21 protein-coding genes are annotated in these 26462 nt (G+C 68.4%); 16 read left to right on the top strand and 5 right to left on the bottom strand.

Features of this window, described 5'->3' with window-relative positions:
- Positions 1-165 precede the first annotated feature (165 nt).
- From ahpC to A5740_RS17595, 8 genes are all read left to right on the top strand, one after another.
- Positions 166-729 carry an alkyl hydroperoxide reductase subunit C gene (ahpC, locus tag A5740_RS17630; RefSeq protein WP_076195995.1) on the top strand — a complete coding sequence of 188 codons (564 nt, stop codon included), beginning with the start codon at positions 166-168 and terminating at the stop codon, positions 727-729.
- 129 nt (positions 730-858) lie between these two features.
- Entirely contained in the window at positions 859-2439 is a 1581-nt protein-coding gene (gene ahpF / locus A5740_RS17625) for an alkyl hydroperoxide reductase subunit F (protein ID WP_076196039.1), read from the top strand.
- Positions 2440-2462: 23 nt separating this feature from the next.
- Complete coding sequence (locus A5740_RS17620) at positions 2463-3377, top strand: alpha/beta fold hydrolase (RefSeq protein WP_076195993.1); 915 nt, start codon at positions 2463-2465, stop codon at positions 3375-3377.
- A complete protein-coding gene (locus tag A5740_RS17615) occupies positions 3374-4198 on the top strand; it encodes an LLM class F420-dependent oxidoreductase (RefSeq protein ID WP_175616277.1) in 825 nt (274 codons plus the stop codon). The genes A5740_RS17620 and A5740_RS17615 overlap by 4 nt, the downstream gene beginning before the upstream one ends.
- A gap of 98 nt (positions 4199-4296) precedes the next feature.
- A complete protein-coding gene (locus A5740_RS17610) occupies positions 4297-4962 on the top strand; it encodes a GntR family transcriptional regulator (protein ID WP_076196037.1) in 666 nt (221 codons plus the stop codon).
- Positions 4963-5007: 45 nt separating this feature from the next.
- Positions 5008-6780 (top strand): ABC transporter substrate-binding protein/permease, encoded by a 1773-nt coding sequence (locus A5740_RS17605; protein ID WP_076195989.1) that lies wholly within the window; start codon positions 5008-5010, stop codon positions 6778-6780.
- A complete protein-coding gene (locus A5740_RS17600) occupies positions 6780-7517 on the top strand; it encodes an amino acid ABC transporter ATP-binding protein (protein WP_076195987.1) in 738 nt (245 codons plus the stop codon). The genes A5740_RS17605 and A5740_RS17600 overlap by 1 nt, the downstream gene beginning before the upstream one ends.
- Positions 7518-7592: 75 nt before the next feature.
- Positions 7593-8075, top strand: coding sequence for a MarR family winged helix-turn-helix transcriptional regulator (locus A5740_RS17595; protein WP_076195985.1), 483 nt, complete (start codon positions 7593-7595; stop codon positions 8073-8075).
- 38 nt (positions 8076-8113) lie between these two features.
- On the opposite strand, the gene A5740_RS17590 is transcribed toward A5740_RS17595, so the two are convergent.
- Complete coding sequence (locus A5740_RS17590) at positions 8114-9454, bottom strand: amylo-alpha-1,6-glucosidase (protein WP_076195983.1); 1341 nt, start codon at positions 9452-9454, stop codon at positions 8114-8116.
- A gap of 77 nt (positions 9455-9531) precedes the next feature.
- Between A5740_RS17590 and A5740_RS17585 the strand changes: the two genes are divergently transcribed.
- Entirely contained in the window at positions 9532-10197 is a 666-nt protein-coding gene (locus A5740_RS17585) for an SDR family oxidoreductase (protein ID WP_076195981.1), read from the top strand.
- A gap of 48 nt (positions 10198-10245) precedes the next feature.
- Here A5740_RS17585 and leuS read toward each other — a convergent pair whose 3' ends face one another.
- Positions 10246-13107: a leucine--tRNA ligase gene (gene leuS / locus A5740_RS17580; RefSeq protein ID WP_139335193.1), complete on the bottom strand. Its 2862-nt coding sequence runs from the start codon at positions 13105-13107 to the stop codon at positions 10246-10248.
- 211 nt (positions 13108-13318) lie between these two features.
- Here leuS and A5740_RS17575 point away from each other — a divergent pair, with 211 nt between their 5' ends.
- Together A5740_RS17575 and A5740_RS17570 are read left to right on the top strand one after the other, a co-directional pair.
- Positions 13319-14206: an LpqN/LpqT family lipoprotein gene (locus A5740_RS17575; RefSeq protein ID WP_076195977.1), complete on the top strand. Its 888-nt coding sequence runs from the start codon at positions 13319-13321 to the stop codon at positions 14204-14206.
- Positions 14207-14264: 58 nt separating this feature from the next.
- Positions 14265-14615 carry a hypothetical protein gene (locus A5740_RS17570; protein ID WP_076195975.1) on the top strand — a complete coding sequence of 117 codons (351 nt, stop codon included), beginning with the start codon at positions 14265-14267 and terminating at the stop codon, positions 14613-14615.
- 7 nt (positions 14616-14622) lie between these two features.
- On the opposite strand, the gene A5740_RS17565 is transcribed toward A5740_RS17570, so the two are convergent.
- The gene (locus A5740_RS17565; RefSeq protein WP_076195973.1) at positions 14623-15228 is read right to left on the bottom strand and encodes a YqgE/AlgH family protein; all 606 of its coding nucleotides are present in this window, start codon (positions 15226-15228) and stop codon (positions 14623-14625) included.
- Positions 15229-15334: 106 nt separating this feature from the next.
- On the opposite strand from A5740_RS17565, the gene A5740_RS17560 reads away from it, so the two are divergent.
- Together A5740_RS17560 and A5740_RS17555 are read left to right on the top strand one after the other, a co-directional pair.
- Entirely contained in the window at positions 15335-16630 is a 1296-nt protein-coding gene (locus A5740_RS17560; protein ID WP_076196035.1) for an MFS transporter, read from the top strand.
- Positions 16631-16640: 10 nt separating this feature from the next.
- On the top strand, positions 16641-17417 hold the full coding sequence (locus A5740_RS17555) for a TIGR03084 family metal-binding protein (RefSeq protein ID WP_076195971.1): 777 nt from the start codon (positions 16641-16643) through the stop codon (positions 17415-17417).
- Here the strand turns inward: A5740_RS17555 and A5740_RS17550 are convergent.
- Both A5740_RS17550 and A5740_RS17545 read right to left on the bottom strand, forming a co-directional pair.
- Complete coding sequence (locus A5740_RS17550) at positions 17414-17905, bottom strand: pullulanase (RefSeq protein WP_076195969.1); 492 nt, start codon at positions 17903-17905, stop codon at positions 17414-17416. The two genes, A5740_RS17555 and A5740_RS17550, sit on opposite strands and share 4 nt — an antisense overlap.
- 18 nt (positions 17906-17923) lie before the next feature.
- On the bottom strand, positions 17924-19381 hold the full coding sequence (locus tag A5740_RS17545) for a CCA tRNA nucleotidyltransferase (RefSeq protein WP_076195967.1): 1458 nt from the start codon (positions 19379-19381) through the stop codon (positions 17924-17926).
- A gap of 84 nt (positions 19382-19465) precedes the next feature.
- On the opposite strand from A5740_RS17545, the gene A5740_RS17540 reads away from it, so the two are divergent.
- The 3 genes from A5740_RS17540 to murJ are packed head-to-tail and all read left to right on the top strand — an operon-like array spanning position 19466 to position 26444.
- Positions 19466-20257 (top strand): NUDIX hydrolase, encoded by a 792-nt coding sequence (locus A5740_RS17540; RefSeq protein WP_076195965.1) that lies wholly within the window; start codon positions 19466-19468, stop codon positions 20255-20257.
- A 38-nt stretch (positions 20258-20295) separates the two neighbouring features.
- Positions 20296-22689, top strand: a complete 2394-nt coding sequence (locus tag A5740_RS17535) for a DUF6049 family protein (RefSeq protein ID WP_371454767.1) — start codon at positions 20296-20298, stop codon at positions 22687-22689.
- Entirely contained in the window at positions 22686-26444 is a 3759-nt protein-coding gene (gene murJ / locus A5740_RS17530) for a murein biosynthesis integral membrane protein MurJ (protein WP_076195961.1), read from the top strand. The genes A5740_RS17535 and murJ overlap by 4 nt, the downstream gene beginning before the upstream one ends.
- The last annotated feature ends 18 nt before the right edge of the window (positions 26445-26462 follow it).

Raw genomic sequence — 26462 nt, 5'->3', positions numbered from 1 at the left:
GACAGAGGTTTCACCTGGCCGCCCACTGTGTATTTGACGGGGCCGGGTCGCGCTTGCGGAGTTGTGAGACCTACCACAAGTGGGCGGACAAACTGGATCTATTCAAGAAAACAACTACGCTGGGAGGTGCAGTAGACATCCGACAGTGACGAATAGAGGTTCCCCGTGGCCCTGATCAACAAGCAGATCAAGCCGTTCTCCGCGACCGCCTACAAAAACGGCTCATTCATTCCCGTGTCGGACGCCGACATCAAGGACAAGTGGGCCATTTTCTTCTTCTACCCGGCCGACTTCACCTTCGTCTGCCCGACCGAGCTCGGCGACCTGGCCGACCACTACGAGGAGCTGCAGCGCCTCGGCGTCGAGGTGTTCTCGGTGTCCACCGACACCCACTTCACCCACAAGGCGTGGCACGACTCGTCCGACACGATCGGCAAGATCCAATACGCCATGATCGGCGACCCGACCCTGCAGATCAGCACCGACTTCGAGGTGCTCCGTGAGGGCCAGGGTCTGGCCGACCGCGGCACCTTCCTGGTCGACCCCGACGGTGTCATCCAGTTCACCGAGGTCACCGCCGAGGGCATCGGCCGCAACGCCGCCGAGCTGGTCCGCAAGGTCAAGGCCGCCCAGTACGTCCGCAACCACCCGGGCGAGGTCTGCCCGGCCAAGTGGGAAGAGGGCGAAGAGACCCTGGCCCCGTCGCTGGAACTCGTCGGCAAGATCTAGCTCTTCGACGCTGTCGGCGGTACGGGCCCGGTCCGCCCGGCCCGTACCGCTCGCCAGAACCACTGCCCACCACAGCTTTCCGGGCCGCACCTGCCCCAGCCAGTCCCCTCATCGATGGAGTTGATCCGCATGCTCGACACCTCACTCGCCGGCCAATTGAAGTCCCTGCTGGAACGGCTGACCGCGCCGATCGAGCTGGTGTCCTCCCTCGATGACGGCCCCAAGTCCACCGAACTCGCCGAGCTGCTCACCGAGATCGCGGCGATGTCGGACAAGATCACCTACTCGCGCGCCGACGACGACGCGCGCCGACCGTCGTTCGCCATCCGCCGCACCGGCACCGACGTCGAGGTCCGGTTCGCCGGTATCCCCCTCGGCCACGAGTTCTCCTCGCTGGCGCTGGCGCTGCTGCAGGTCGGCGGATACCCGTCGAAGGAAGCCCCCGAACTGCTCGAGCAGGTGCGAAGCCTCGACGCCGGTGGGGTCGACCTGCACTTCGAGACCTACTTCTCGCTGTCCTGCCAGAACTGCCCCGACGTGGTGCAGGCCCTGAACCTGATGGCGATCCTCAACCCTCGCATCAGCCACGTCGCCATCGACGGCGCGCTGTTCAAGGACGAGGTCGAACAACGCAAGGTCCTGGCCGTGCCCACCGTCTTCCTCAACGGTGAGCTGTTCGACTCGGGCCGCATGACGCTGGAGCAGATCATCGGCAAGGTCGACGTCGGCGCCGCGCAGCGCACCGCCGAAGCGATCACCGAGAAGGACCCCTTCGACGTGCTGGTGGTCGGCGGCGGACCCGCGGGGGCCGCAGCCGCAATCTACGCTGCCCGCAAGGGAATTCGCACCGGTGTGGTCGCCGAGCGGTTCGGCGGTCAGGTGCTCGACACGATGGCGATCGAGAATTACATCTCCGTCCCGCACACCGAGGGACCGAAGTACGCCGCGGCACTGGAAGCCCACGTCGGCGAGTACGACGTCGACGTGATGAATACCCAGCGCGGCGCGAAGCTGCTGCCCGCGATCGACGAGGGCGGGCTGATCGAGATCTCGCTGGAAAGCGGCGCCTCACTGACTGCTCGCACCGTCATCCTGGCCACCGGCGCCCGCTGGCGCGCGATGGACGTGCCGGGTGAGGCCGAGTACCGCAACAAGGGCGTCACCTACTGCCCGCACTGCGACGGACCGCTGTTCAAGGGCAAGCGGGTCGCCGTCGTCGGCGGCGGCAACTCTGGCGTGGAAGCCGCGATCGACCTCGCCGGCGTGGTCTCCCACGTCACGCTGATCGAGTTCGACTCGGTGCTGCGCGCCGACGAGGTGCTGCAGCGCAAGCTCCGCAGCCTGCCCAACGTCGACATCCTGCTGAGCACGCTGACCACCGAGGTCCTCGGCGACGGCGCCCAGGTCACCGGTCTGACCTACCAGGACCGCACCACGGGCGAGTCCCACAACCTCGAGCTCCAGGGCGTCTTCGTCCAGATCGGTCTGCTGCCCAACACCGAGTGGCTGGAAGGCAGCGTCGAACTGTCCAAGCGCGGAGAGATCGTCATCGACGAGCGCGGCCAGACGTCGGTCCCCGGCGTCTTCGCCGCCGGCGACTGCACCACGGTGCCGTTCAAGCAGATCGTCATCGCCGCCGGAGCCGGTGCGACGGCAGCACTGTCCGCGTTCGATCACCTGATCCGGACCACCGCCCCCGTCGGCAGCTGAGGGCGGCCCGGCTCCGGGGAGTAATGTCCGCAGACGTGGCCCCGGAGATTTCTGACGAGGAACTGCTGACCCTCGACGAGTTCGCGCTGCTGCCCGAGAACGCCGAGCAGATCGGCGCAGATGGGCCGTTGCCGCCGGTCGAACGCATCGAACAGGGGCCGATCAGCGCGCTGAAGTTCGGCACCGACGCTCCTCGGGTGGTGTTCCTACACGGAGGCGGCCAGAACGCCCACACCTGGGACACTGTCATCCTCGGACTCGGCGAGCCCGCCCTGGCCGTCGATCTGCCCGGCCACGGTCGTTCCGCCTGGCGCGAGGACGGCGACTACGGCCCGAAACTCAATGCGGCCAGCCTGATTCCGGTGCTGCAGACCCACGCTCCCAATCCACGCCTGGTGGTCGGCATGTCGCTGGGCGGACTGACCGCGCTGCGGATCGCGGCCACCGAGCCCCGGCTGGTACCCGAGCTGGCCCTCGTCGACGTCACGCCGTCGGCACCCGAGCGGCACAACGAGATGACCAAGGCGCAGATGGGCACCGTCGCCCTGGTCCAGGAGAACCGGACGTTCCCGACGTTTGCCGCGATCCTCGACGCCACCGTCGCGGCTGCCCCACATCGCGACCGGAAGTCATTGCGACGCGGGGTGTTCCACAATTCCAAGCAGCTCGATGACGGCACCTGGACCTGGCGCTATGACTCCTTCCGCAAGGGTGACGGGTTTGACGGGCTGTGGGACGACGTCCCGGCAATCACCATGCCCACCACTTTGATTCGCGGTGCCAACTCGTTCTTCGTCAACGACGAAGACGCCGAGACGTTCGCACATAGCGCACCCGGTTTCCAGCGCACCCACGTAGTCGCCGATTCCGGACATTCGGTGCAGGGTGATCAACCGGCCGAGCTGGTGCGGATTCTGCGCGGCCTCCTCGGTCGCTGAGTAGGCTCGGAAAAGTGAGCCATCCCATCCGCATCGGCGTGCAACTGCAGCCACAGCACTCCCCCGTCTACCGCCACATCCGCGACGCGGTGCGCCGCTGCGAGGACATCGGCGTCGACATCGCCTTCAACTGGGACCACTTCTTCCCGCTCTACGGCGATCCGGACGGCGCGCACTACGAATGCTGGACGATGCTGGGCGCCTGGGCCGAGCAGACGTCGCGCATCGAGATCGGGGCACTGGTCAGCTGCAACTCCTACCGCAACCCCGAACTGCTGGCCGACATGGCCCGCACCGTCGACCACATCTCCGAGGGCCGGCTCATCCTGGGTATCGGAAGCGGTTGGAAGCAAAAGGATTACGACGAATACGGCTATGAGTTCGGCACCGCCGGCAGCCGGCTGGACGATCTGGCCCAGGCGCTGCCCCGGATCGAGGCCCGGCTGGCCAAGCTCAACCCCGCGCCGACCCGCGAGATCCCGATCCTGATCGGCGGGCAGGGCGAACGCAAGACTCTGCGTCTGGTGGCCGAACACGCCCACATCTGGCACGCCTTCGTCGACCGCAACACCTACCCGGGCAAAGCCGAAGTACTGGCCGAGCACTGCGCGGCGACCGGTCGCGATCCGTCGACCGTGCAGCGCTCTGCCGGCGTCCAGGACTCCGACGGCATCGACGCCATGCTCGCCGAGGCCGACGCCCTGGCCGATCTCGGGGTCAGCATCCTCACCGTCGGCGTCAACGGGCCCGACTACGATCTGACCGCCGCGGAGGCACTGTGCCGCTGGCGTGACGGCCGCCTGGCAAAGGCCGACAAATAAGCTGAGACTGACATCGCAGATCCGGCGGGCGCATGAGAAACTTGCGCAACGCCAACGCACCGGGGGGGTGCAACCCAACCATGGGGAGTTACAACAGGGTGCCCAAAAACTACGGGGTCAAGGAGAAGGACCAGGTTGTCACGCACATCATCAATTTGGTGATGACGGGCAAGCTGCGTTCCGGTGACCGCATCGACCGCAACGAGATCGTCCGCGACCTGGGACTGAGCCGCGTCCCGATCCAGGAAGCGGTGGTGCAGCTCGAGCACGACGGGATCCTGTCCACGCGATATCACCGTGGCGCGTTCGTCTCCAGGTTCGACGAGGCCACGGTGGCCGAGCATCACGAGCTGTACGGCATCCTCAACGGCATCGCCTCGGCGCGGTGTGCCGCCGGCCCGACGCCGCGAATTTTGGCATTCCTAGACGACTCCTTGCGCGCGCTGCGCTCAGCGAAGGACACCAAGTCCTTCCAGGAAGCCTGCTGGACGTTTCGCGACGCGATCAACGAGGAATACGCCGGGCCGCGCCTGCAGGCCACCATCCGAGCCGGCAAGAGCTTCGCGCCCACCGAATTCTGGATCAGCTACCCGAAGGCCAAAGCCGACTTCCTGGCCGGCTACGAAGACGAGATCGCCGCGATCCAAGCCCGCGACCCCGACGCCGCCCGCCGGGCCTGCACCGAGCGGGCCGATCGGATGGCCCAGATCATGATCGCCGAGCTGACCCGGCGTGGCGTCTTCGGCGACTTGCGGTCCCCGTGAGCGGAATCGCTCATCACCGGATCCCCGCCCACTAGGTTGCTTCAGATGGACATCAGACGATCGGCCGCGCTGCTGACCACGGTCCTGATGTTGCTCGGACTGGTGTGGGCAGCACCGGCCGCAGCAGACGTCGACCAATGCGCCCCACCCGGCGTCGACAGCGCCAGTGCACTGCCCACCAACTTGGCCGCCGCGGCCACAGGCGCCGGAGCGGACAGGTACACCACCGCCACGGTCGTGCCTCTGGACACCATCCGGCCGGAGAACCTCGGCCTGGGCACCCCCGGTGTGCTCACCGTCGGCACGCTGTCCGACGCACCGCCCAGCATCTGCATCAACGCGGCCGGACAGTTCACCGGATTCGACAACGAGCTCCTGCGCGCCGTCGCCGACAAGCTCGGCCTGCGGATCAACTTCGTCGGCACCGACTTCTCAGGGTTGTTGGCCCAGACCGCATCTCGACGGTTCGACGTGGCATCCTCGTCGATCACCACCACCGACGCCCGTCGCCGCACGGTCGGCTTCACCAACGGCTACGACTTCGGCTACTTCTCGCTGGTGGTGCCGACCGGCTCACCGATCACCGGCTTCGGCCGGCTCGCCGCCGGGCAGCGCATCGGCGTGGTGCAGGGCACCGTGCAGGAGGCCTACGTCATCGACACGCTGGGACTGCAGCCGGTCAAGTTCCCCGACTACAACACCGTCTACGCCAGCCTCAAGACCCGTCAGATCGACGCCTGGGTGGCGCCGTCCCAGCAGGCCTCCGGCACGGTGCAGCCCGGCGACCCCGCCCAGATCATCGAAAACACCTTCAGCCTCGACAATTTCGTGGCGTGGGCGGTGGCCAAGGAGAACCGGCCGCTGATCGATGCGCTCAACTCCGGCCTGGATGCGGTCATCGCCGACGGCACCTGGGCCAAGCTGTACTCCGACTGGGTGCCGCGGGCCCTGCCGCCCGGCTGGAAACCCGGTTCGAAAGCCGCACCGGTTCCCCAGTTGCCCGATTTCGCCGCCATCGCCGCCGCCCACGAGACACCGGCCGGCAGTGGTCCGGCAGCACCGAAATCGACACTGGCACAACTGGCGGCCTCATTCCTGGATTGGGATCTCTACCGACAGGCGATCCCCGACCTGCTGCGCACCGGCCTGCCCAACACGCTCATCCTGACCGTGTGCGCCAGCATCATCGGCCTGGTCCTCGGCATGGCCCTGGCGGTGGCCGGCATCTCCCGGTCGCGCTGGCTGCGCTGGCCGGCCCGGGTGTACACCGACATCTTCCGCGGCCTGCCCGAAGTGGTCATCATCCTGTTGATCGGCCTCGGCGTCGGGCCGGTGGTCGGGTCCCTCACCGGAAACAGCCCGTACCCGTTGGGAATCGCCGCGCTCGGCCTGATGGCCGCCGCCTACGTCGGCGAGATCTTCCGCTCCGGCATCCAGAGCGTCGAGCCCGGACAGCTGGAAGCTTCACGGGCCCTTGGCTTCAGCTACACCTCCTCGATGCGTTTGATCGTGGTTCCCCAGGGCATCCGGCGGGTGCTGCCGGCGCTGATGAACCAGTTCATCTCACTGCTGAAGGCCTCGTCCCTGGTGTACTTCCTCGGCCTGGTCGCCAGCCAGCGCGAACTGTTCCAGGTGGGCCGAGATCTCAACGCGCAGACCGGGAATCTCTCACCGCTGGTGGCCGCGGGCCTGTTCTACCTGTTGCTGACCATCCCCCTGACCCATCTGGTGAACTTCGTCGACAACCGGTTACGCAAAGGCCGGCCGCCCGCCGAAGAGGATCCGCTGCCCCCGGCGACCACCCAGGAGATGATCTGATGACGGCACCACAGCCGGTGGCGCTGGCCGCCAAGGACATTCACCTGGCGTTCGGCCCCAACCCGGTGCTGCGCGGGGTGGACCTCGATGTTCCGGCCGGCACCACGACCGCCGTCATCGGTCCGTCCGGCTCCGGGAAGTCGACTCTGCTGCGTACCCTCAACCGGCTGTACGAACCCGACAGCGGCGACATCCTGCTCGACGGACGGTCGGTGCTGACCGACAACCCCGACCAGTTGCGCCAGCGCATCGGCATGGTCTTCCAGCAGTTCAACCTGTTCCCGCACAAGACCGTTCTCGACAACGTCACCCTCGGCCCACGCAAGCTCAAGGGTCTCGGTGCCGAGGCCGCCCGGGAACTGGGTCTGGCCCAATTGGACCGGGTGGGTCTGCGGCACAAGGCCGAGGTGCGCCCCGCCACACTGTCGGGCGGTCAGCAACAGCGGGTCGCGATCGCTCGGGCACTCGCGATGGCACCCCAGGTGATGTTCTTCGACGAGGCGACCTCGGCGCTGGACCCCGAACTGGTCAAAGGGATTCTGGAACTGATCGCCGACCTGGCCGGCGAGGGCATGACGATCCTGGCGGTGACCCATGAGATGGGCTTCGCCCGTTCGACCGCGGACTCGGTGGTGTTCATGGACCACGGCAAGGTCGTCGAGTCCGGCACACCGGATCAGCTCTTCGAATCGGCCGAGACGGATCGGTTGCGCCGCTTCCTGTCCCAAGTGCTGTGAGGCACGGTGAATCCCGCACGCCAAACCGCACAAGCTGACAACGTGGCAGCTCCAGACAGGTTAGACTAGCGAATTATGGTGGAGCCCGATTCACAGGTCACTGAGTTGGCCGGGGAGCTGCAGCGCGTCCTCTCGAAGGTGTTCTCGGTGCTGCGTCGTGGCGACACCAACAAGGGCACGGCCGGGGAACTCACCCTGGCCCAGCTCTCGATTCTGCTCACCCTGCTCGACCAAGGCCCGATCCGCATGACGGAGCTGGCGGCCCGCGAACGCGTCCGCACGCCCACCACCACCGTGGCGATCCGCCGGCTGGAGAAACTGGGCCTGGTCAAGCGTTCCCGCGACCCCTCTGACCTGCGCGCTGTTCTCGTCGAGGTGACCCCGCGCGGGCTCGTACAGCACCGGGAATCACTCGCTGCCCGCCGGGCCGATCTCGCCGCTCGGCTGGCCAATCTGAGCACCGACGACCTGGAGACCCTGGCCAAGGCGCTGGCTCCGCTGGAGCGGTTGGCCGTCCAGAACGAACCGGCGCAGGCCGCCCACGCCAAGTCCGACTAGCGGGCTCGGCCTGGCCTCATCCCGGCTTCATCCCCGGCTCAGCCCAGCCAGTCCAACACCGCCGCCGCGGTCCACGACTGCTGCATGCTGCCCAGCGGCTCGCCGGTGAACGGCTCGTAGTATTCGGCGAACGTGCCGTCGCTGGCCTGACGCAAACCCTCCCGGCGTAACGCCGATGCCCGCTCAGCCCAGCCGCGCCGGGCGAAACACCACGAGAACAGCCACGTCATCACCGGCCAGACCGGGCCGCGCCAGTATTCGCGGGACCGGAAATCGCGAGACACCGGCGAGGTCGACGGGATCAGGGAGTACTTCAGATCCGGGTGCCCACAGAACCGTGGACCCTCCAGCAGGCGCAGTAGGGCACGTTCCCTCTCGTGCGGCAACCCGCCGCACAACAGCGGCGCGAACTGCGCCACCGTCTCGGTGGCCACCCACTTCTTCGCGCGCAGGTCGTAATCCCTTGCCGCACCGGTGCGTTCATCGCTCGTCTCGACCACCCCGGTCCGGAAGCGCTCGGCCCAGGAATAGAGATCGCGGACATCGGCATGCGGGCGCTTGTAGTCCTCGCCGATCTCGGCCAGCACCTGGCAGGCCACCGAGAAGACCGCCGAGACGAACACATCCTCGACCGCGAAGCTCATCACCTTGGGCAGCAGATCATCGTCGTAGCGAACGGATTTCATCTCCTCGAGCAGCCACAGGTAGCGGTCGTACTCCAGGTCGCTCGGCCGCTGGCTGGCATCGGTGATGATCGTGTTGTCGGCCCGCTGATATTCCGGTACCGCGCCGGGAACGACGTTGGCGTAGGCGCTGTCCCAGCGCGGCGAGTTGTCCATACCGGACTCCCACCCGTGGTACAGCGTGATGCGGCCGCGCCCCTCCTGATCGCGCATCTCGGCCAACCAGCGATGCCACCGCACCAGATCCGCCCACCGGCGGTCGAGGAAACTCGCCGCGACCGCCCGGGTGGACCGGCCCCGGGTCCGGGCCTGGTCGAGGATGCGCTGGACCGCGATCGCATGCACGGGTGGCTGCGTGATTCCCGAGGTGTGCCGGACCCGCGGCGCATTGTCGGCCAGCGCCGAGGTGGCCCACCGCGCCGGGCCGGGAAAGTAGCCGTCGACGCCGTTGGCGAACACGATGTGCGGAATCATGCCGTTGCGCCACTGCGCCGAGAGCAGCGTGTCGAGTTCCACCACGGCCCGCTCCACACTGAGGGGGGCCAGGCCGATCGCCACGAACGCCGCATCCCAGCTCCACATGTGCGGATACAGCAGCGGCGCGGCCGTCGTCATCACGCCCAGGTCGTTGCCGCGCAGCAGGTATGCGGCCCGCGCGGCGAGCTGGGTGGGAGCGAAGCTGGGATCCGGTGGCATCCCTACCATGATGCGACGCCGCGGCCCGGCCCCCCGGCCGGGCCCGCCGCTTTCGCCGTCACAGTAACGTTGCAGTCGTGCCGACTGCATTGATCACCGGAGCCGCCGGCGGCATCGGTTCGGCGATCGCCGCCGCCCTTGCCCCCACCCACACGCTGCTGCTGGCGGGCCGACCGTCCGCGCGCCTGGATGCCCTGGCCGAACGGTTGGGTGCACCGACCTGGCCGCTGGACCTGACCGACCCCGATTCGATCGAGGCGGCCACCGAGGTGCTCGCTGAGCTCGACGTCCTGGTCCACAACGCCGGCGTGCTCTACCCGGGCCGCGTCTCGGAGTCGATCGCCGAACAGTGGCGGGCCACCTTCGAGGTCAACGTCACCGGCGCGGTGGCCCTCACCCTGGCTCTGCTGCCGGCCCTGCGCGCCGCTGACGGACACGTGGTGTTCATCAATTCCGGTGCCGGCCAGAAGGTTTCGTCCGGGATGGCGTCGTACTCGGCCAGCAAGTTCGCACTACGGGCGTTCGCCGACTCACTGCGCGCCGACGAGCCGTCACTTCGGGTCACGTCGATCTTCCCCGGGCGCGTCGACACCGAGATGCAGCGCGACCTGGTGGCGTATGAAGAGGGCCGGTACGACCCGGCCAACTTCCTCAAGCCGGAGACGGTCGCCGGACTGGTGGCGACGGCCGTCACCACCCCGCCCGACGGGCATGTCCACGAAATCGTGGTCCGCCCCGGGTGATTTCGGTGCATCCGGTAACGCTGACCGTTACCGGATGCACCGAAATCACTAGACGACGAGGTTGACCAGCCGGCCCGGCACCACGATCACCTTCTTCGGCGTGGCGCCGTCCAGGAAAGCCTGCACCTTCTCGTCGGCCAGGGCCGCGGCCTCCAGTGCCGCCTTGTCCGCATCGGCAGCGACGGTGATCTTGCCGCGGACCTTGCCGTTGACCTGAACCGGGAACTCGATCGTGTCGTCCACCAGGTACTGCGGATCAGCCACCGGGAACGGCCCGTGCGCCAATGACGTGTCGTGGCCCAACCGCTTCCACAACTCCTCGGCCAGATGCGGAGCCAACGGGGCGACCATGAGCACCAGCGGTTCGATCGCGGCGCGCGCGGCCACCCCCTCCTTGGTGAGGTGGTTGGTGTACTCGATCAGCTTGGCCGCGGCAGTGTTGTTGCGCAGTGCGGCATAGTCTTCGGCCACGCCCGCGATCGTGCGGTGCAGGATCTTGAGCGTGTCGACGTCGAGGGCCTCGTGCTCGTTGACACCCGTGGTTCCGGTTTCTTCGGAGACCACCAAGCGCCACACCCGCTGCAGGAAGCGATGCGCGCCGACGACATCCTTGGTGGCCCACGGCCGGGACGCCTCCAATGGACCCATCGACATCTCGTAGACGCGCAGGGTGTCGGCACCGTAGGCATCGCAGATCTCGTCAGGTGAGACGGAGTTCTTCAGGCTCTTGCCGATCTTGCCGAACTCTTGGTTGACCTCGATTTCACCGTCAGGCCCCGGCCAGAAGAACTTGCCTTCGCGCTCGACAACTTCGGCGGCGGGCACATAGCTGCCGCGGGCATCCGTGTAGGCGAACGCCTGGATGTAACCCTGGTTGATCAGGCGCCGGTAAGGCTCGCTGGAGCTGACGTGGCCGAGATCGAACAGCACCTTGTGCCAGAAGCGCGAGTACAGCAGATGCAGCACCGCATGCTCGACGCCGCCGACGTACAGATCGACGCCGCCCGGATCGTTCGGCCCATGCTCGGCCGGGCGCGGACCCATCCAGTAGGCCTCGTTCTCCTTGGCGCACAGCTCTTCTGAGTTGTGCGGGTCGGTGTAACGCAGCTCGTACCAGGAGCTGCCCGCCCACTGCGGCATCACGTTGGTGTCGCGGGTGTAGGTCTGCAGCCCGTCGCCGAGATCCAGCTCGACGTGCACCCACTCGGTGGCCTTGCCCAGCGGCGGCGACGGTTCACTGTCGGCGTCGTCGGGGTCGAACGACACCGGGGCGTAGTCGGGGATGTCCGGGAGTTCCACCGGCAGAGCCGATTCCGGCAGCGCGTGGGCACGGCCGTCGGTGTCGTAGACGATCGGGAACGGCTCGCCCCAGTACCGCTGCCGGGCGAACAGCCAGTCCCGCAGCTTGTACTCGATGCGGGCCCGGCCACGACCGTCGGCCTCCAGGCGTTCGATGACCGCGGCCTTGGCCTCGGACACCGACAGGCCATTGAGATAGTCGGAGTTCACCATGGTGCCGTCGCCGTTGTAGGCCGCCTCGGTGATGTCTCCGCCGGAGACCACTTCGATGATGGGCAGCCCGAACTCGGTCGCGAAGTCCCAGTCGCGTTGGTCTCCACCGGGCACCGCCATGATGGCGCCGGTGCCATATCCGGCCAGCACGTAGTCGGCAATGAAGATGGGCACACCGGTCCCATTGACCGGATTGGTGGCGTACGCGCCGAGGAACACGCCGGTCTTGGTCTTGTTCTCCTGACGCTCCAGATCCGACTTGGCCGCGATGCCGGCCCGGTACGACGCCACGGCCTCGGCCGGAGTCGTCGCGCCGAAGGTCCACCGCGAATCGGTGCCCTCGGGCCAGGCGTCGGCCACCAGCGCGTCGACCAGATCGTGTTCGGGCGCCAGCACCAGGTACGTGGCGCCGAACAAGGTGTCCGGGCGGGTGGTGAACACCTCGACATCGCCTGCAGCAGTGGCGAATTCGACCGACGCACCGGTGGAGCGGCCGATCCAGTTGCGCTGCATCGCCTTGACCTTGTCGGGCCAGTCCAGCACCTCGAGATCGTCGAGCAGCCGGTCCGAGTAGGCGGTGATGCGCATCATCCACTGCCGCAAGCGCTTCCGGAATACCGGGAAGTTCCCGCGGTCACTGCGCCCGTCGGTGGTGACTTCTTCGTTGGCCAGAACCGTGCCCAGGCCGGGGCACCAGTTCACCATCGAGTCGGCGCGGTACACCAGGCGGTGGCCGTCCACCACATCGGCACGCTCGGCCGCCGACAGCTCCGACCATGTCCGGCCGTCATCGAGAGTGCGCGCCCCCGAGTCGAATTCGGCCACCAGCTCGGCGATGGGCCGGGCCTTCTTGGTGGCGGTGTCGAACCAGGCGTTGTAGATCTGCAGGAAGATCCACTGTGTCCACTTGTAGAAGTCGACATCGGTGGTGGCAAAGCTGCGCCGCGCGTCGTGCCCCAATCCCAGCCGGCCCAACTGGCGGCGGAAGTTGACGATGTTGGCCTCGGTACGGGTGCGCGGATGGGTTCCGGTCTGCACGGCGTACTGCTCGGCCGGCAGACCGAACGCATCGAAGCCGAGGGCGTGCAGGACGTTGCGGCCGGTCATCCGGTAGTACCGGGCGTAGACGTCGGTGGCGATATACCCCAGCGGGTGCCCGACGTGCAGACCCTCGCCGGAGGGGTAGGGGAACATGTCCTGGACGAACATCTTGTCGGCGGGCAGCGGCGAGCCGTCCTGCGGCGCCAGCGAGCCCACCGGGTTGGCCACGTTGAACGTGCCCAGCGCGTGCCACCGTTCCTGCCAGTCGCGCTCGATCTGACCCGCCAGTTGCGTGGTGTAGCGATGCTGCGGGGCGTCCTCTTCCGGACGCGAGTTGGACGGTTCAGCGCGTTCGATCACGTCGTTCAGGGTATAAGGCCACGGTTTGGCCAGCTCACCGCCCGTCCGACGGCCCCAAGGCCACGGCTTGGTATCGGTTGCATCGCAGCACAGTCAGGGGTTGATTCCGACTCGATTGAGTTGCTGGTGGTAGCTGCCGACCCGCGGATAGTCTCGGCCCCTGGTGAAAGTCGCCTGGTGAGCGCACAGTTTGCGGAAGGAACGAGTGATGATCGAGTTGGCCCGCCGGTGGCGGGTGCTGGCAGCGGGCGCAGCCGCCGGCGTGGCCGGGGTTGTCGGTTTCGCTGGTCAGACCGCCTCAGCCGAACCCCTGCTCCCGGTTCCCAGCGTCCCCGGTCCGGTGACGGTGACCCAGACCGTCACAGTGGCCCCCGCCGCGGCGCCGGTGGCTCCCGGTGCACCGGTCACTCCGGCACCCGCGGTGGCGTCCGCGGCGCCGGTGGCCGCGCCGGCCCCGGTCGCGCAAACCATCAGCCCAGCCACCTCCGGCACCCTCGCCGAGTTCTTCAAGAGCAAGGGCGTCAAGATGGAGCCCCAGGTCAGCCACGACTTCAAGGCACTGAGCATCGTGCTGCCGCTGCCGTCGGGCTGGACCAAGGTGCCCGATCCCAACGTGCCCGACGCGTTCGCCGTGATCGCCGACCGGTCCAGCACCGACCTCTACACCCCGAACGCTCAGGTGGTGGTCTACAAGCTCGTCGGCAATTTCGATCCGGCCGAAGCCATCAGCCACGGTTACGTCGACAGCCAGCAGTTGCAGAACTGGCGGACCACCGACATGGCCATGGGCGACTTCAACGGCTTCCCCGCCGCATTCATCGAAGGTAGCTACCAGTCCGGCAGCCAGATGCTCAACACCTCGCGTAGGCACATCCTGGCCGCTGCGGGCCCGGACCACTATCTGGTGTCCCTGTCGGTGAACTACTCGGCCGCCAACCAGGGTGTTTCCGCGGCTGCCGACGCCGCCGACGCGATCGTGTCCGGTTTCAAGGTCAGCGGTCCGGCACCGGCCGCTCCCCCGGCTCCAGCTACGCCGGTCGCGCCGCCGCCCGCCCCGGTACCGGGTTTGCCGCAGCTCCTGGGCCTGCAGGGCTGACCCGGCGACACCCGGGGCGACCTCGCAACTTCGACCGGCGCCTCGTATTGTGTGGCGCATGCTGATCGCCGCGCTGCTGTGTTTGAGCGCCGCCGTCATCGTCGGCGTGTTCGGGCTGTGGTTGTTGACCAGACCTCGCACCGGTGATCCCGTGCGCTCGGTTCTGCGGGCCGTGGCGCCCACCCAACTGGCCGCCGCGGTCATGCTGGCCGCCGGTGGCGCCGCCGGCCTGGCCGCCGCACCTCACACCGGTCTGATGGTGGTCGTCGTGTGCATCATCGGGGCCGTCGCCACCGTGGCCACGGGCTGCTGGCAGAGCGCCAAGGCCGTGGCCGTCACAGAAGCCCAGGGTCAGTCCGGTGGCGGCTGTGCCGGATCGTGCGCCGGCTGCACGCTGACCTGCGAGTGACGCCGAACTAGTTGCGGCTGACGTCGATCGGGTGCGTCGCCAGCATCGACATGGGCAGCGGCTGACGTCGTAGTACGCGGCCCCACAGATCGAGTCGTGCCTCGGCCAACACATCAGAGGGCAGGGCCGACAGCACGATCCAATCGTCGCGTTCGATCTCGCCGTCGAGCTGGCCGATGGTCCAGCCCGAGTAACCGGCGAAGATCCGCACCCCTTCGATCGCCGGGGCCAGGGTGTCGGGATCGGCGTCGAGATCGACCATCACCACCCGGCCCTGCACATGCCGGAGCCCCGGCACCCCATCGGCCTGCACGCCGACCCGCAGGGTCGCCAGGCACAGTGCCGAGTCCCGCTTGACCGGCCCGCCGATGAACATGGTCTTCGGTTTGGCGGTGAGCTTGGCCCACTGCGGCAGCACGTTGTAGACCGCTGTCTCACTGGGTCGGTTGAGCACCACACCGAGGGTTCCGCCGGCGTTGTGTTCGACGATGTAGATGACGCTGCGCCGGAAGGTCGGCTCGAGCAGATCGGTGTTGGCCAGCAACAGCGTGCCCGGCCGCACCCGCTGCGCCGCAGGCGCGATGAAATCCTCCGGGTCTTCTGACTGCGCCACGCTTACATCATGGCACCGCGATTGCCGTGACGTGGCGAACAAGACCGGGCGCGGTGAGATTTCGGCGGCGGTCGGGATGTCGAGGGAGCTTTGTACTGTGGATCGGGTGGTTCATGCTCGCGCGCTCGGCGCCCTCTGGCACTCGCTGCGTGGCATGACCGAATTCCGCCGGCTCCTGGAGTTGCGCGCGGTCAGCCAGTTCGGTGACGGGCTGTTCCAGGCCGGCCTGGCCGGGGCGATCCTGTTCAACCCGGAGCGCCAGGCCGAGCCGTGGCAGATCGCCGCGGCGTTCGCGGTGATGTTCCTGCCGTACTCGGTGCTCGGCCCGTTCGCCGGAGCGCTGCTGGACCGCTGGGACCGGCGCCTGGTGCTCGTCGGCGCGAACGTCGGCCGGCTGCTGCTCGTGCTGCTGGTGGGCGTACTGCTGACCGTGGGCGCCGACGACGTGCCGATCCTGTGCGGGGCCTTGATCGTCAACGGGTTGACCAGGTTCGTCTCGTCGGGTCTGTCGGCCTCGCTGCCCGATGTGGTGCCCCGCGACCAGGTGGTCACGATGAACTCGGTGGCCACCGCGATCGGCGCGGTCGCGGCCTTCCTCGGTGCGGACTTCATGTTGCTGCCGCGGAAATTGTTCGGCGCGGACGACACCGGTGCGGCCGTGGTGATGTTCATCGTGGCGTTGCCGGTGGCGTTGGCGCTGTGGTTGTCGATCCGCTTCGGACCGCACGTCCTCGGTCCGCATGAGAGCAAACGGGCCATCCACGGCTCGGTGGCGTACGCGGTGTCGACCGGCTGGGTGCACGGCGCCCGCACGGTGCTGGCCGTCCGGCCGGTCGCCGGTACGTTGGCCGGGCTGGCCGCCCACCGGATGGCGTTCGGGATCAACTCGCTGCTGGTGCTGGTCATCGTGCGGCACACCGACGATCCCGACGTGACCGGTCTCGGGCTCGGTACCGCGGTGCTGTTCGTGGTGGCCGGCGGGATCGGACAGTTCGCCGCCACCGTGGCCGCCCCGGCGGTGATCGGCCGGTTCGGGCGGTACCGGACGGCCAACGGGGCCCTCGGTGTCGCCGTGGTGGTGCAACTGTTGGCCATCGGGCTGCACATCCCTGTGATGCTGACGTGCGGTCTGGTGCTCGGTGCGGCCGGCCAGCTGGTGAAGCTGTGCGCGGATTCGGCCATGCAGATCGACGTCGACGACGCGCTGCGCGGCCACGTGTTCACCGTGCAGGACGCGCTGTTCTGGATGTCGTTCGTGTTGGCAATCGCGGCGGCGGCCGCGGTGATCCCCGCCGACGGACACTCGCCCGGGTTGGTTGCGGCCGGGGCGGCGGCGTATCTGGTCGGTCTCGGCCTGCACGCCGCGGTGGCCTCGCCGAAGCCGGGTGCGCGGCCGGTCTAGGCTGACCGCCATGGTGAGCGTCGCGGCCGTCGTGTCCGATTTGTCTGCCGAGAGCGACGAACTCGACGCGTTGGTGGCCGATCTATCGCCCGAGCGGTGGGCCGCCCCCACCCCGGCGCAGGGCTGGACCATTGCCCATCAGATCGCCCACCTGTGGTGGACCGACCGCGTGTCGGTGCTCGCGATCACCGACCAGGCCGGCTTCGACGCCGTGCTCGCCGAGGCCATGCAGGACCCGACCGGGTTCGTCGACGCCGCCGCCGAGGAGCTTGCGCTGACGCCACCCGACCGGCTGCTCGCGCAGTGGCGTGAGACCCGCGCCCGACTTCACACCGAACTGGTGAACGTGGCCGACGGCCGCAAGCTGCCCTGGTTCGGCCCGCCGATGAGCGCGACCTCGATGGCCACCGCCCGCATGATGGAGACCTGGGCGCACGGGCTGGATGTGGCCGACGCACTCGGGGCACGTCGCCCGGCCACCACACGGCTCCGGTCTATTGCTCATATCGGCGTTCGCACAAGGGATTTCGCATTCACCGTGCACGGGTTGACGCCGCCGGCCGAGGAGTTCCGGATCGAGTTGACCGCCCCGGACGGCTCGATGTGGGAGTGGGGACCGGCCGAGGCCGCCCAACGGGTGACGGGTACGGCCGAAGACTTCTGCATGCTGGTGACCCAGCGACGGGCGCCGGCCGATCTCGATGTGACCGCCGTGGGGACCGACGCCGCCACGTGGCTGACCATCGCCCAGGCCTTCGCCGGCCCGCCGGGGGCCGGCCGGGGCTAAGACACCGAGTCGGCCCGGCCATCGCCATCGGTGTCGGCCAGCTTCAGATCCCAGCGGCCGTCACCGTCGGTGTCGACGTAGGCCAACTCCCCGGCCAGCGCCCGGTCAGCCAGCCCGTCCCCGTCGGCATCGAGCAGTCGATCGTCGGCGGTGCCGTCGGCGTCGAAATCGATCAGCGGTCCGCCCGTGTGCTCCACCCCGTCCAGGCCGAACCACCGCACCTGTCCGGTGCGATCCACCCGCAATGCCCAGGTGCCCGAACCATCGTCGGTGAAATAGCTTTCGGCATGGTCATCGTCGTCGACGTCGAGTACGGCGTGCTCGGCGATCCCGTCGCCGTCGAGATCGGCCATCACATCGTCGATCCGGCCGTCCTCGTCGATATCGAGCCCCAGCCCGTCAAGGCTGCCGTTGCCGTCGACATCCACGTCGGGGGTTCCGGTGAAGATGCTCGCGGTTCCGTCGGGCTCACCCAGGCAGTAGTCCATGACTGATCAGACGCACGATCAGCTCCTGGCGTTCCACCATTTCAACAATTCGTCGACGGCCTGTTCGCGCGACAACGGCCCGTGGTCGAGCCGTAGCTCCTTGAGGTACTTCCACGCCTCGCCCACCTGCGGACCGGCCGGAATCCCGAGGATCTGCATGATCTCGTTGCCGTCGAGGTCGGGCCGCACCCGCTGCAGATCCTCCTTGGCCGCCAGTTCGGCGATCCGGTTCTCCAGATCGTCGTAGTTGGCCTGCAGCCGCGCGGCGCGGCGTTTGTTGCGGGTGGTGCAGTCGGCGCGCACCAGCTTGTGCAGCCGGGACAGCAGCGGACCGGCGTCGGTGACGTAACGACGCACGGCGGAATCGGTCCACTTGCCGGTGCCCTTGTCGTCGGCATAGCCGTGGAACCGCAGGTGCAGATAGACCAGCTGCGACACGTCGTCGACCATCTGCTTGGAGTACTTGAGTGCCCGCATCCGCTTGCGGGCCATCTTTGCTCCGACCACCTCGTGGTGATGAAAACTCACCCCGCCGTCGGATTCGTGCTTACGGGTCGCGGGCTTGCCGATGTCGTGCAGCAACGCAGCCCACCGCAACACCAGGTCCGGGCCCTGATCTTCGAGATCCACGGCCTGACGCAACACGGTCAACGAATGCCAGTACACGTCCTTGTGCTGGTGGTGCTCGTCGATGGCCATCCGCATCTCGCCGACCTCGGGCAGCACCACCTCGCCGAGCCCGGTCTGCACCATCAGGTCGACACCGGCCACGGGATCCTGGCTCAGCAGCAGCTTGTCCAGTTCGGCGGCCACCCGTTCGACGGTGATGCGGGACAACTGCGGAGCCATCTCCAACAATGCCTCGAGCACGCGCGGCGCCACCCCGAACTCGAGTTGGGAGACGAACCGCGCGGCCCGCAGCATGCGCAGCGGATCGTCTCCGAACGACACCTCCGGCGCCGACGGGGTGTCGAGCACCTTGGCCTGGATGGCCGCCAAACCACCCAGCGGGTCATGAAATTGGGCCGGGCCCTGGGGCGTGATCCGCACCGCCATGGCGTTGACGGTGAAGTCACGGCGCACCAGATCGTCGTCCAGGTTGTCACCGAACTCGACCGTCGGGTTCCGCGACACCTGGTCGTAGCTGTCGGCGCGGAACGTGGTGATCTCGAGCCGGTGACCACGCTTGCCCACGCCGATGGTGCCGAACTCGATGCCGGTGTCCCAGATCGCGTCGGCCCACGGTCGCAGGAACTTCAGCATCTGCTCGGGGCGGGCATCGGTGGTGAAGTCCAGATCGCTGTCTTCGGTCAACCGGCCCAGCAAGGCATCGCGCACACTGCCGCCGACCAGGTACAGCTCATGGCCCGCGGCGGCGAACACCGCACCGAGCTCGCGAAGCACCTCCGCGCGGCGGTTCAGCGCGACGAGTGCGCCGGCCAGCAATTCGGCATCAGATACAGCAGCGTCGGACACGTTCGATGAGCCTAATGCTCGCGGTCTGGTCACAACCGGCGAGTGCGGCGGGAGGCCAACCCCGTGGCAGCTACTATCGCTTGGGTGTCGGACGGCGAACAGGCCAAACCAAGACGGCGCCGCAGTCGGCGTCGTGGCCGTCGCCGTGCCCAGCGGGCGGCGGGCCCCCCGGCCGATGACCACGGCACGGACGCCGATCACCCGCCCGTCGCCGCCGCAGTGCCTGCACCTACCCCACGTGACCAGTCCAAACAGCACAAGCGGCCGCGTCGTCCCCAGGAACGGCTCCGCACCGTCCACGAGACCTCTGCCGGTGGCCTCGTCATCGACGGCATCGACGGCCCCAAGGACACCCAGGTGGCGGCCTTGATCGGCCGGGTCGACCGGCGCGGGCGAATGCTGTGGTCGCTGCCCAAGGGCCACATCGAGCTCGGCGAGACGGCCGAGCAGACCGCGATCCGCGAAGTCGCCGAAGAAACCGGCATCCGCGGTGACGTGCTGGCCGCACTGGGCAGCATCGACTACTGGTTCGTCACCGAGGGCCGCCGAGTGCACAAGACCGTGCACCACTACCTCATGCGCTTCCAGGGCGGGGAACTGTCCGACGACGACGTCGAGGTGACCGAGGTGGCCTGGGTTCCGCTGCGCGAACTGGCCTCCCGGTTGGCCTATGCCGACGAACGCAAGCTCGCGGAAGTGGCCGGGGAACTCATCGACAAGCTGCACACCGACGGGCCGGCCGCATTGCCGCCGCTGCCCCGCAGTGCACCTCGGCGGCGGCCGCAGACGCACTCCCACACTCGCAATCACCGCCGCGACGACTCTGTGCAACCCCAGCCCCGCCGGCGCACGAACGGATGCGGACAGGGACCGTGACCGCCCTGGCGCGCACAGTGGTGCTCGCTGCGGTGGTGATGCTGTTCTCGACGTGGTCGGCGATGGCCCTGCCCACCCTGCTGCCCCGGGCCGCTGCCAGCGAACCCACCCCGCTGCCGTTCCTGACGATCCGGATCGACAAGGTCACCCCCGAGGTCGTCACCACCACCAGCGACTCGACACTGACCGTGAGCGGAGCCGTGCTCAACGTCGGTGACCGCCCGGTGCGCGACGTGGTGATCCGGATGGAGCACGCCCGGGCCGTGACGTCGTCGAGTCAGCTGCGCACCGACCTCACCGGAGACCTCGACCAATTCGAGCCGGTGGCCGACTTCGTCACGGTGGCACCCGAGATGCAGCGCGGTGAATCCGTCGGCTTCACGCTGTCCTATCCCCTGCGGGCCGGGGACCATCCGTCACTGCACATCCAGGAACCGGGTGTCTACCCGGTGCTGATCAACGTCAACGGCACCCCCGATTACGGGGCCCCGGCCCGGCTCGACGACGCCCGCTTCCTGTTGCCCGTTCTCGGCGTACCCCCCGATGGCGCCGAGCGCTCCGACGGCGAGTCACCGTCGGCCGCCGACACCCTCAATTCGGTGGTACCGCCCGACACCTCCCAACCGGTGCGGATGACCCTGCTGTGGCCACTGGCCGACCGGCCGCGACTCGCCCCGGGCGCCCCGGGCGGCACCACTCCGGTGCGGTTGGTCGACGACACCCTGGCGGCGTCGCTGGCCCCCGGCGGCAGGCTCGACACCCTGCTGTCGGCAGCCGACTTCGCCACCGGTCCCACGGTCGACTCCGGCGGGCAGATGCGCGCCACCATGTGCCTGGCGGTCGATCCGGACCTGCTGGTCACGGTCAACGCGATGACCGGCGGCTACGTCGTCAACGACGGCCCGGACACCGGGGCCGGTACCCCGACGCGTCCCGGCGCCGGCCAGGACGCGGCGATCAACTGGCTCAACCGGTTGCGGGCCCTGGCCGGGCGGCTGTGCGTGGCACCGACGAACTATGCCCAAGCCGATTTGAGCGCCCTGCAGCGAGTCGGCGATCCGGGGCTGAGCGCGATCGCCACCAACGGCACCGGCGACATCGTCGATCAGATCCTGGGCATCACCTCGATCCGCGGCGCCAGCATCATGGGCGACGGTCCGCTCACCCGCCCGGCTCTGGATCTGCTGGCCGCCCAGGGGCAGACCGTGCCCATCGCCGCCGCCCACATCACGGCACAGGACTCCGAGACCGGCGCACCCGAAACCGCCGATGTCACGCCACAGCGATATCGGCCGGACGTGGTGGCGGTCGGATTCGACCCGGCCGTCGGTGCCGCGCTCGCCGGTGCCGGTACCGATCCGGTGGCGCCGTCGTACCTGGATCCCTCACTCGACATCCCGGTCCACCACGACTCGGCGACCGCCCGTCGTCAGGACGCTCTCGGCGCGATGCTGTGGCGCGGCCTCACCCCGAGCGAGCAGCCCCGGACCCAGGTCCTGATGCCACCGTTGGTGTGGTCGCTGGACGCCGACGATGCGCAGGCCATCCTGACGACGGTGGCCACCACGATCCACGCCGGTCTGGCCGTGCCACGCCCACTGCCCACACTGATCGCCGAGAGCAACGCGCTGCCACCGCAACCGCTGCAACCGCCGCCGCCGGAATCCCTCGGCAACCCGCGCGGCCGCATCGACGCGAACATCGACACCGGCATCGCCGCCGTGGTCGGCCGGCTGTGGGGGTTGACCGCCGCGCTGGCCACCGACGAGCGCACCGGGCTGACCGGCATGCAGTACACCGCGCCGCTGCGGGAGGACACACTGCGCGCACTGAGCCAGTCCGTGCCCCCCGAAGCCCGGGATGGACTGGCCGAACAACGGCTGGGGGCCGTCAACCGCAGTGTGAACGACATGTTCGGCGCGGTGACGATCGTCAATCCCGGCGGCGCCTACACCCTGGCCACCGAGCGCAGTCCGTTGCCGCTGGCGCTGCGCAACGATCTGCCGGTGCCGGTACGGGTGCGGCTGCACGTCGACGCGCCGCCCGGCATGACCGTCACCGACATGGGCGAGATCGTGCTGCCGCCCGGCTACCTGCCGTTGCGGGTCCCGATCGAGGTGCACTTCACCCAACGCGTCGCCGTGGACGTCAGCTTGCAGACCCCCGACGGCCTGACCCTCGGCGACCCGGTGCGGTTGTCGGTGCACTCCAATGCCTACGGCAAGGTGCTGTTCTTCATCACCCTCTCGGCCGGGGCGGTGCTGGTGGCGCTGGCCGGTCGCCGGCTGTGGCACCGCTTCCGCGGCCAACCCGACCGGGCCGACCTCATCCCCCCGGGCGAACATCCCGACCCTCTCGACGTCGCGATGGCGTTCAACAACGACACCAGCCACGACGAGCCGCACCCGAGCAGTCCGGACCGGTCGCGATGACCTCGCCCGACCAGCACCCGGCCCGCCCGCCGGGGCCCCCCCGAATTCCGCACGCCAGGGGTCCGGCCCGGCCGGCCGGCCGCGCCGAACTGTCGGACGCCGCGGTGGTGTCCCGGTCATGGGGCATCGCGTTCGCCACCCTGGTCTCCCGCATCACCGGCTTCTTCCGGTTCGTCCTGCTGATGGCACTGCTGGGCGGGGCGCTGACCAGTTCGTTCTCGGTGGCCAACCAGCTGCCCAACATGGTGGCCGCATTGGTGCTGGAAGCCACGTTCACCGCGATCTTCGTTCCGGTGCTGGCCCGCGCCGAACGCGACGACGCCGACGGCGGCACCGCCTTCGTCCGCCGACTGGTGACCCTGGCCACCACGCTGCTGCTGGTCACCACGGTGCTGTCGGTGCTGTGCGCGCCGCTGCTGGTGCGGCTCATGCTCGGCAGTGATCCGAAGGTCAACAATCCGTTGACCACCGCGTTCGCCTACCTGCTGTTGCCGCAGGTGCTGTTCTACGGATTGTCCGCGGTCTTCACCGCGATCCTCAACACCCGCAACGTGTTCGGCCCGCCGGCCTGGGCACCGGTGCTGAACAACCTGGTGGCGATCGTGACGCTGGGCGTCTTCGTCCTGGTCCCCGGTGAGTTCTCGGTGGATCCGCCGCACATGGGCACCGCCAAGCTGGTGGTGCTGGGCATCGGCACCACGCTGGGCGTGGTCGCCCAGGCCGCGGTGCTGTTCGTGGCGATCCGGGCCGAACGGGTCAGTCTGCGCCCGCTGTGGGGCATCGACGCCCGACTCAAGAAGTTCGGCGCCATGGCCGCCGCGATGGTGCTCTACGTGCTGATCAGCCAGATCGGACTGATCGTCGGCAATCAGATCGCCAGCGGGGCGGCCGACACCGGGCCGGCCATCTACAACTACACCTGGCTGGTGTTGATGCTGCCGTTCGGAATGATCGGCGTCACGGTGCTCACGGTGGTGATGCCGCGGTTGAGCCGCAACGCCGCGGCCGACAACGTGCCCGCCGTGCTCGACGATTTCTCCCTGGCCACCCGGCTCACCATGGTGACGCTCATCCCCGTCGTGGCGATGATGACCGTCGGCGGCCCGGCGATCGGCAGCGCGCTGTTCGCCTATGGAAACTTCAGCGCCTCGGACGCCGGTTACCTGGGGATGGCGATCACGCTGTCGTCGTTCACGCTCATCCCCTACGCGCTGGTGCTGCTGCAGCTGCGGGTCTTCTACGCGCGGGAAAAGCCGTGGACCCCGATTTTCATCATCGTGGTGATCACCACCGTCAAGATCGTCGCCTCCGTCGCCGTCCCCCACCTGACCGACAACGCCAACATGGTGGCCGGCTACCTGGGCCTGGCCAACGGCCTGGGATTCCTCGCCGGCGCGGTGGTCGGTCACCTGTTGTTGAAGTCCAACCTGCGTCCCCGCGGCGGGCGGATGCTGCGCGACACCGTGATCCGCACGATCCTGGTGACGCTGGCGGGCGCGCTGCTCGCCAGCCTGGTGGCGCACACGGCCGATCAGCTGCTCGGGCTGGAGTCACTGACCGCGCACGCCGGCGCCGGCGGCTCGATCCTGCGCCTGCTCGTGCTGGGGCTGATCATGCTGCCGATCATCGCCGGCGTCATGCTGGCCGCCCGGATTCCCGAAGCGCAGTCGGCACTGGCGTTGGTGCGCCGCCGACTCGGGCGGGGGCAGGGCGCTCCACCGGCGACCGAACAGGTAGCCGTGCCCACAATTGCGCCGCCCGTCGCGCCGCACCCTGCGGCGCCCGTCACGTACCCTGATCAGAGGAATTCTTCTCCTGATCGGTGGCCGTCTAGCCCGGCAGCCGCCGGAGGCGGGACCCCGGCGGGTGTTGCCGGGGCGGGGATGTGGAAAGGACCACCGGTGACCGACGAATCTGCGGACGGCTCGGCACGGAACGCCACCTCCACGTCCGAGATGACGAGCGAGACGACGAAGCTGCCGCGGCCGAGTGCCGACGAGTTCCAGCCCGACGAGTTCCAACCCGACGAGTTCGAGCCGGACGTCGCGCCGAACGAGCCGTCGGCTACGTCGTCCACGACAGCGATGCCGGCCACGTCAGCTGCGTCAGCCGAGGACAACACCTCGGTGGCGGCATCGGCCGAGCACGGCGGAGGCCGGTCGAACGGCACGGCCCGGCCCGTCACCGACTTCGGTGGCGACCCGACCCGGGAACCCATCTCGTTCGCGGCGCCGCGCGAGGCCGCGCTGGAGCCGGAAGACGACGATGTGCACCTCATCCCCGGGGCCACCATCGCCGACGGCCGCTACCGGTTGCTCGTGTTCCACGGCGGCCCACCGCATCTGCAATTCTGGCAGGCCCTGGACACCGCACTGGACCGCCAGGTGGCGTTGACGTTCGTCGACCCGGACGCCACCATGTCCGACGCGCAGGTGCAGGAAATCCTCTCGCGCACACTCAAACTCAGCCGCATCGACGTTCCCGGTATCGCCCGAGTGCTGGATGTGGCACACAGTGGTTCCGGCGGGCTGATCGTCTCGGAGTGGATCCGCGGCGGTTCTCTGGCCGAGGTGGCCGACACCTCGCCCTCGCCTGTCGGTGGGGCCCGGGCCATCCAGTCACTGGCCGCGGCCGCCGAGGCGGCGCACCGGGCCGGGGTGGCGCTGTCCATCGATCACCCGAGCCGAGTCCGGGTCAGCATCGAAGGTGATGTGGCGCTTGCCTTCCCGGCCACCATGCCCGACGCCACGCCCGACGACGACATCCGTGGCATCGGTGCCGCACTGTACGCCCTGCTGGTCAACCGTTGGCCGCTGAAGGAATCCGGGTCGCGCAGTGGTCTGGACCCGGCGGCGCTCGATCCGGCCGGGCAACCGGTCGAACCGCGCGCGGTGGATCGCGACATCCCGTTCCAGATCTCGGCTGCCGCCGCCCGCGCCGTCCAGCCCGGTGGCGGAATTCGCAGCGCCCCAACCCTTCTGAACCTGCTGCAGCAGGCCACCGCGATCGCCGACCGGACCGAGTTGATGGGTTCGTTCGAGGAGACTCCGGCCCCCGCCGCCCCGGTCCGGGCCCACGAGACCCCAGAAGAGCACGAGGCGGCCGAGGCTCGACGGCGCAAGGGACTGATCATCGGGATCAGCGTGGCGGCGGCCGTCGTCCTGGTGGCGCTGCTGGTGATGGCCTCCATCCTCAACCGCATCTTCGGTGATGTCGGCGGCGGGCTCAACCGCGACGAACTCGGCTTGAACGCGCCCTCGGCAAGCAGCGAGGAGAACCCGGAAGGTTCCTCGGCCGCCAGCGGCAGCACGGTGAAACCTGTTCGGGCGACGGTGTTTTCACCTGAAGGTGAGGCTGATTCACCGGCCACCGCCGGGCAGGCCATCGACGGGAACTCGAGCACGGCGTGGTCCACCGACACCTACTCCGATCCCGCGCCGTTTCCCGGATTCAAGAACGGGGTCGGCCTCATGCTGCAGTTGCCGGAGCCGACGGTGATCGGTTCGGTCGCCCTCAACGTCACCAGCACCGGCACCTCGGTGCAGATCCGCTCGGCGAAGTCGGCGTCCCCGTCGTCGCTGTCGGACACCACCGAACTGACCCCGTCGACGACGCTGAAGCCCGGCTCCAACACCATCTCGGTGGACAAGGCGTCGTCGACGTCGTACGTGCTGGTGTGGATCTCGACACTGGGCACCGTGGACGGCAAGAGCCGCACGGACATCTCCGAGATCACCGTCAAGGCGGCCTCCTGACGCCCTATCCACAGCCCT

Origin of the sequence: Mycobacterium sp. GA-1841 (assembly GCF_001954135.1) — a bacterium.
Lineage (GTDB): Bacteria > Actinomycetota > Actinomycetes > Mycobacteriales > Mycobacteriaceae > Mycobacterium.
This window is presented reverse-complemented; position numbering and strand designations above follow the sequence as displayed.

What these genes read in the sequence shown, in the direction of transcription:
- A5740_RS17555 (WP_076195971.1), top strand. Translation starts at nt 16,641, where the DNA reads ATGGTGAGCGTCGCGGCCGTCGTGTCCGATTTGTCTGCCGAGAGCGAC.
- A5740_RS17605 (WP_076195989.1), top strand. Translation starts at nt 5,008, where the DNA reads ATGGACATCAGACGATCGGCCGCGCTGCTGACCACGGTCCTGATGTTG.
- ahpF (WP_076196039.1), top strand. Translation starts at nt 859, where the DNA reads ATGCTCGACACCTCACTCGCCGGCCAATTGAAGTCCCTGCTGGAACGG.
- A5740_RS17550 (WP_076195969.1), bottom strand. Translation starts at nt 17,905, where the DNA reads ATGGACTACTGCCTGGGTGAGCCCGACGGAACCGCGAGCATCTTCACC.
- murJ (WP_076195961.1), top strand. Translation starts at nt 22,686, where the DNA reads ATGACCTCGCCCGACCAGCACCCGGCCCGCCCGCCGGGGCCCCCCCGA.
- A5740_RS17595 (WP_076195985.1), top strand. Translation starts at nt 7,593, where the DNA reads ATGGTGGAGCCCGATTCACAGGTCACTGAGTTGGCCGGGGAGCTGCAG.
- A5740_RS17590 (WP_076195983.1), bottom strand. Translation starts at nt 9,454, where the DNA reads ATGCCACCGGATCCCAGCTTCGCTCCCACCCAGCTCGCCGCGCGGGCC.
- A5740_RS17535 (WP_371454767.1), top strand. Translation starts at nt 20,296, where the DNA reads ATGCTGTTCTCGACGTGGTCGGCGATGGCCCTGCCCACCCTGCTGCCC.
- A5740_RS17570 (WP_076195975.1), top strand. Translation starts at nt 14,265, where the DNA reads ATGCTGATCGCCGCGCTGCTGTGTTTGAGCGCCGCCGTCATCGTCGGC.
- A5740_RS17575 (WP_076195977.1), top strand. Translation starts at nt 13,319, where the DNA reads ATGATCGAGTTGGCCCGCCGGTGGCGGGTGCTGGCAGCGGGCGCAGCC.
- A5740_RS17600 (WP_076195987.1), top strand. Translation starts at nt 6,780, where the DNA reads ATGACGGCACCACAGCCGGTGGCGCTGGCCGCCAAGGACATTCACCTG.
- A5740_RS17620 (WP_076195993.1), top strand. Translation starts at nt 2,463, where the DNA reads ATGTCCGCAGACGTGGCCCCGGAGATTTCTGACGAGGAACTGCTGACC.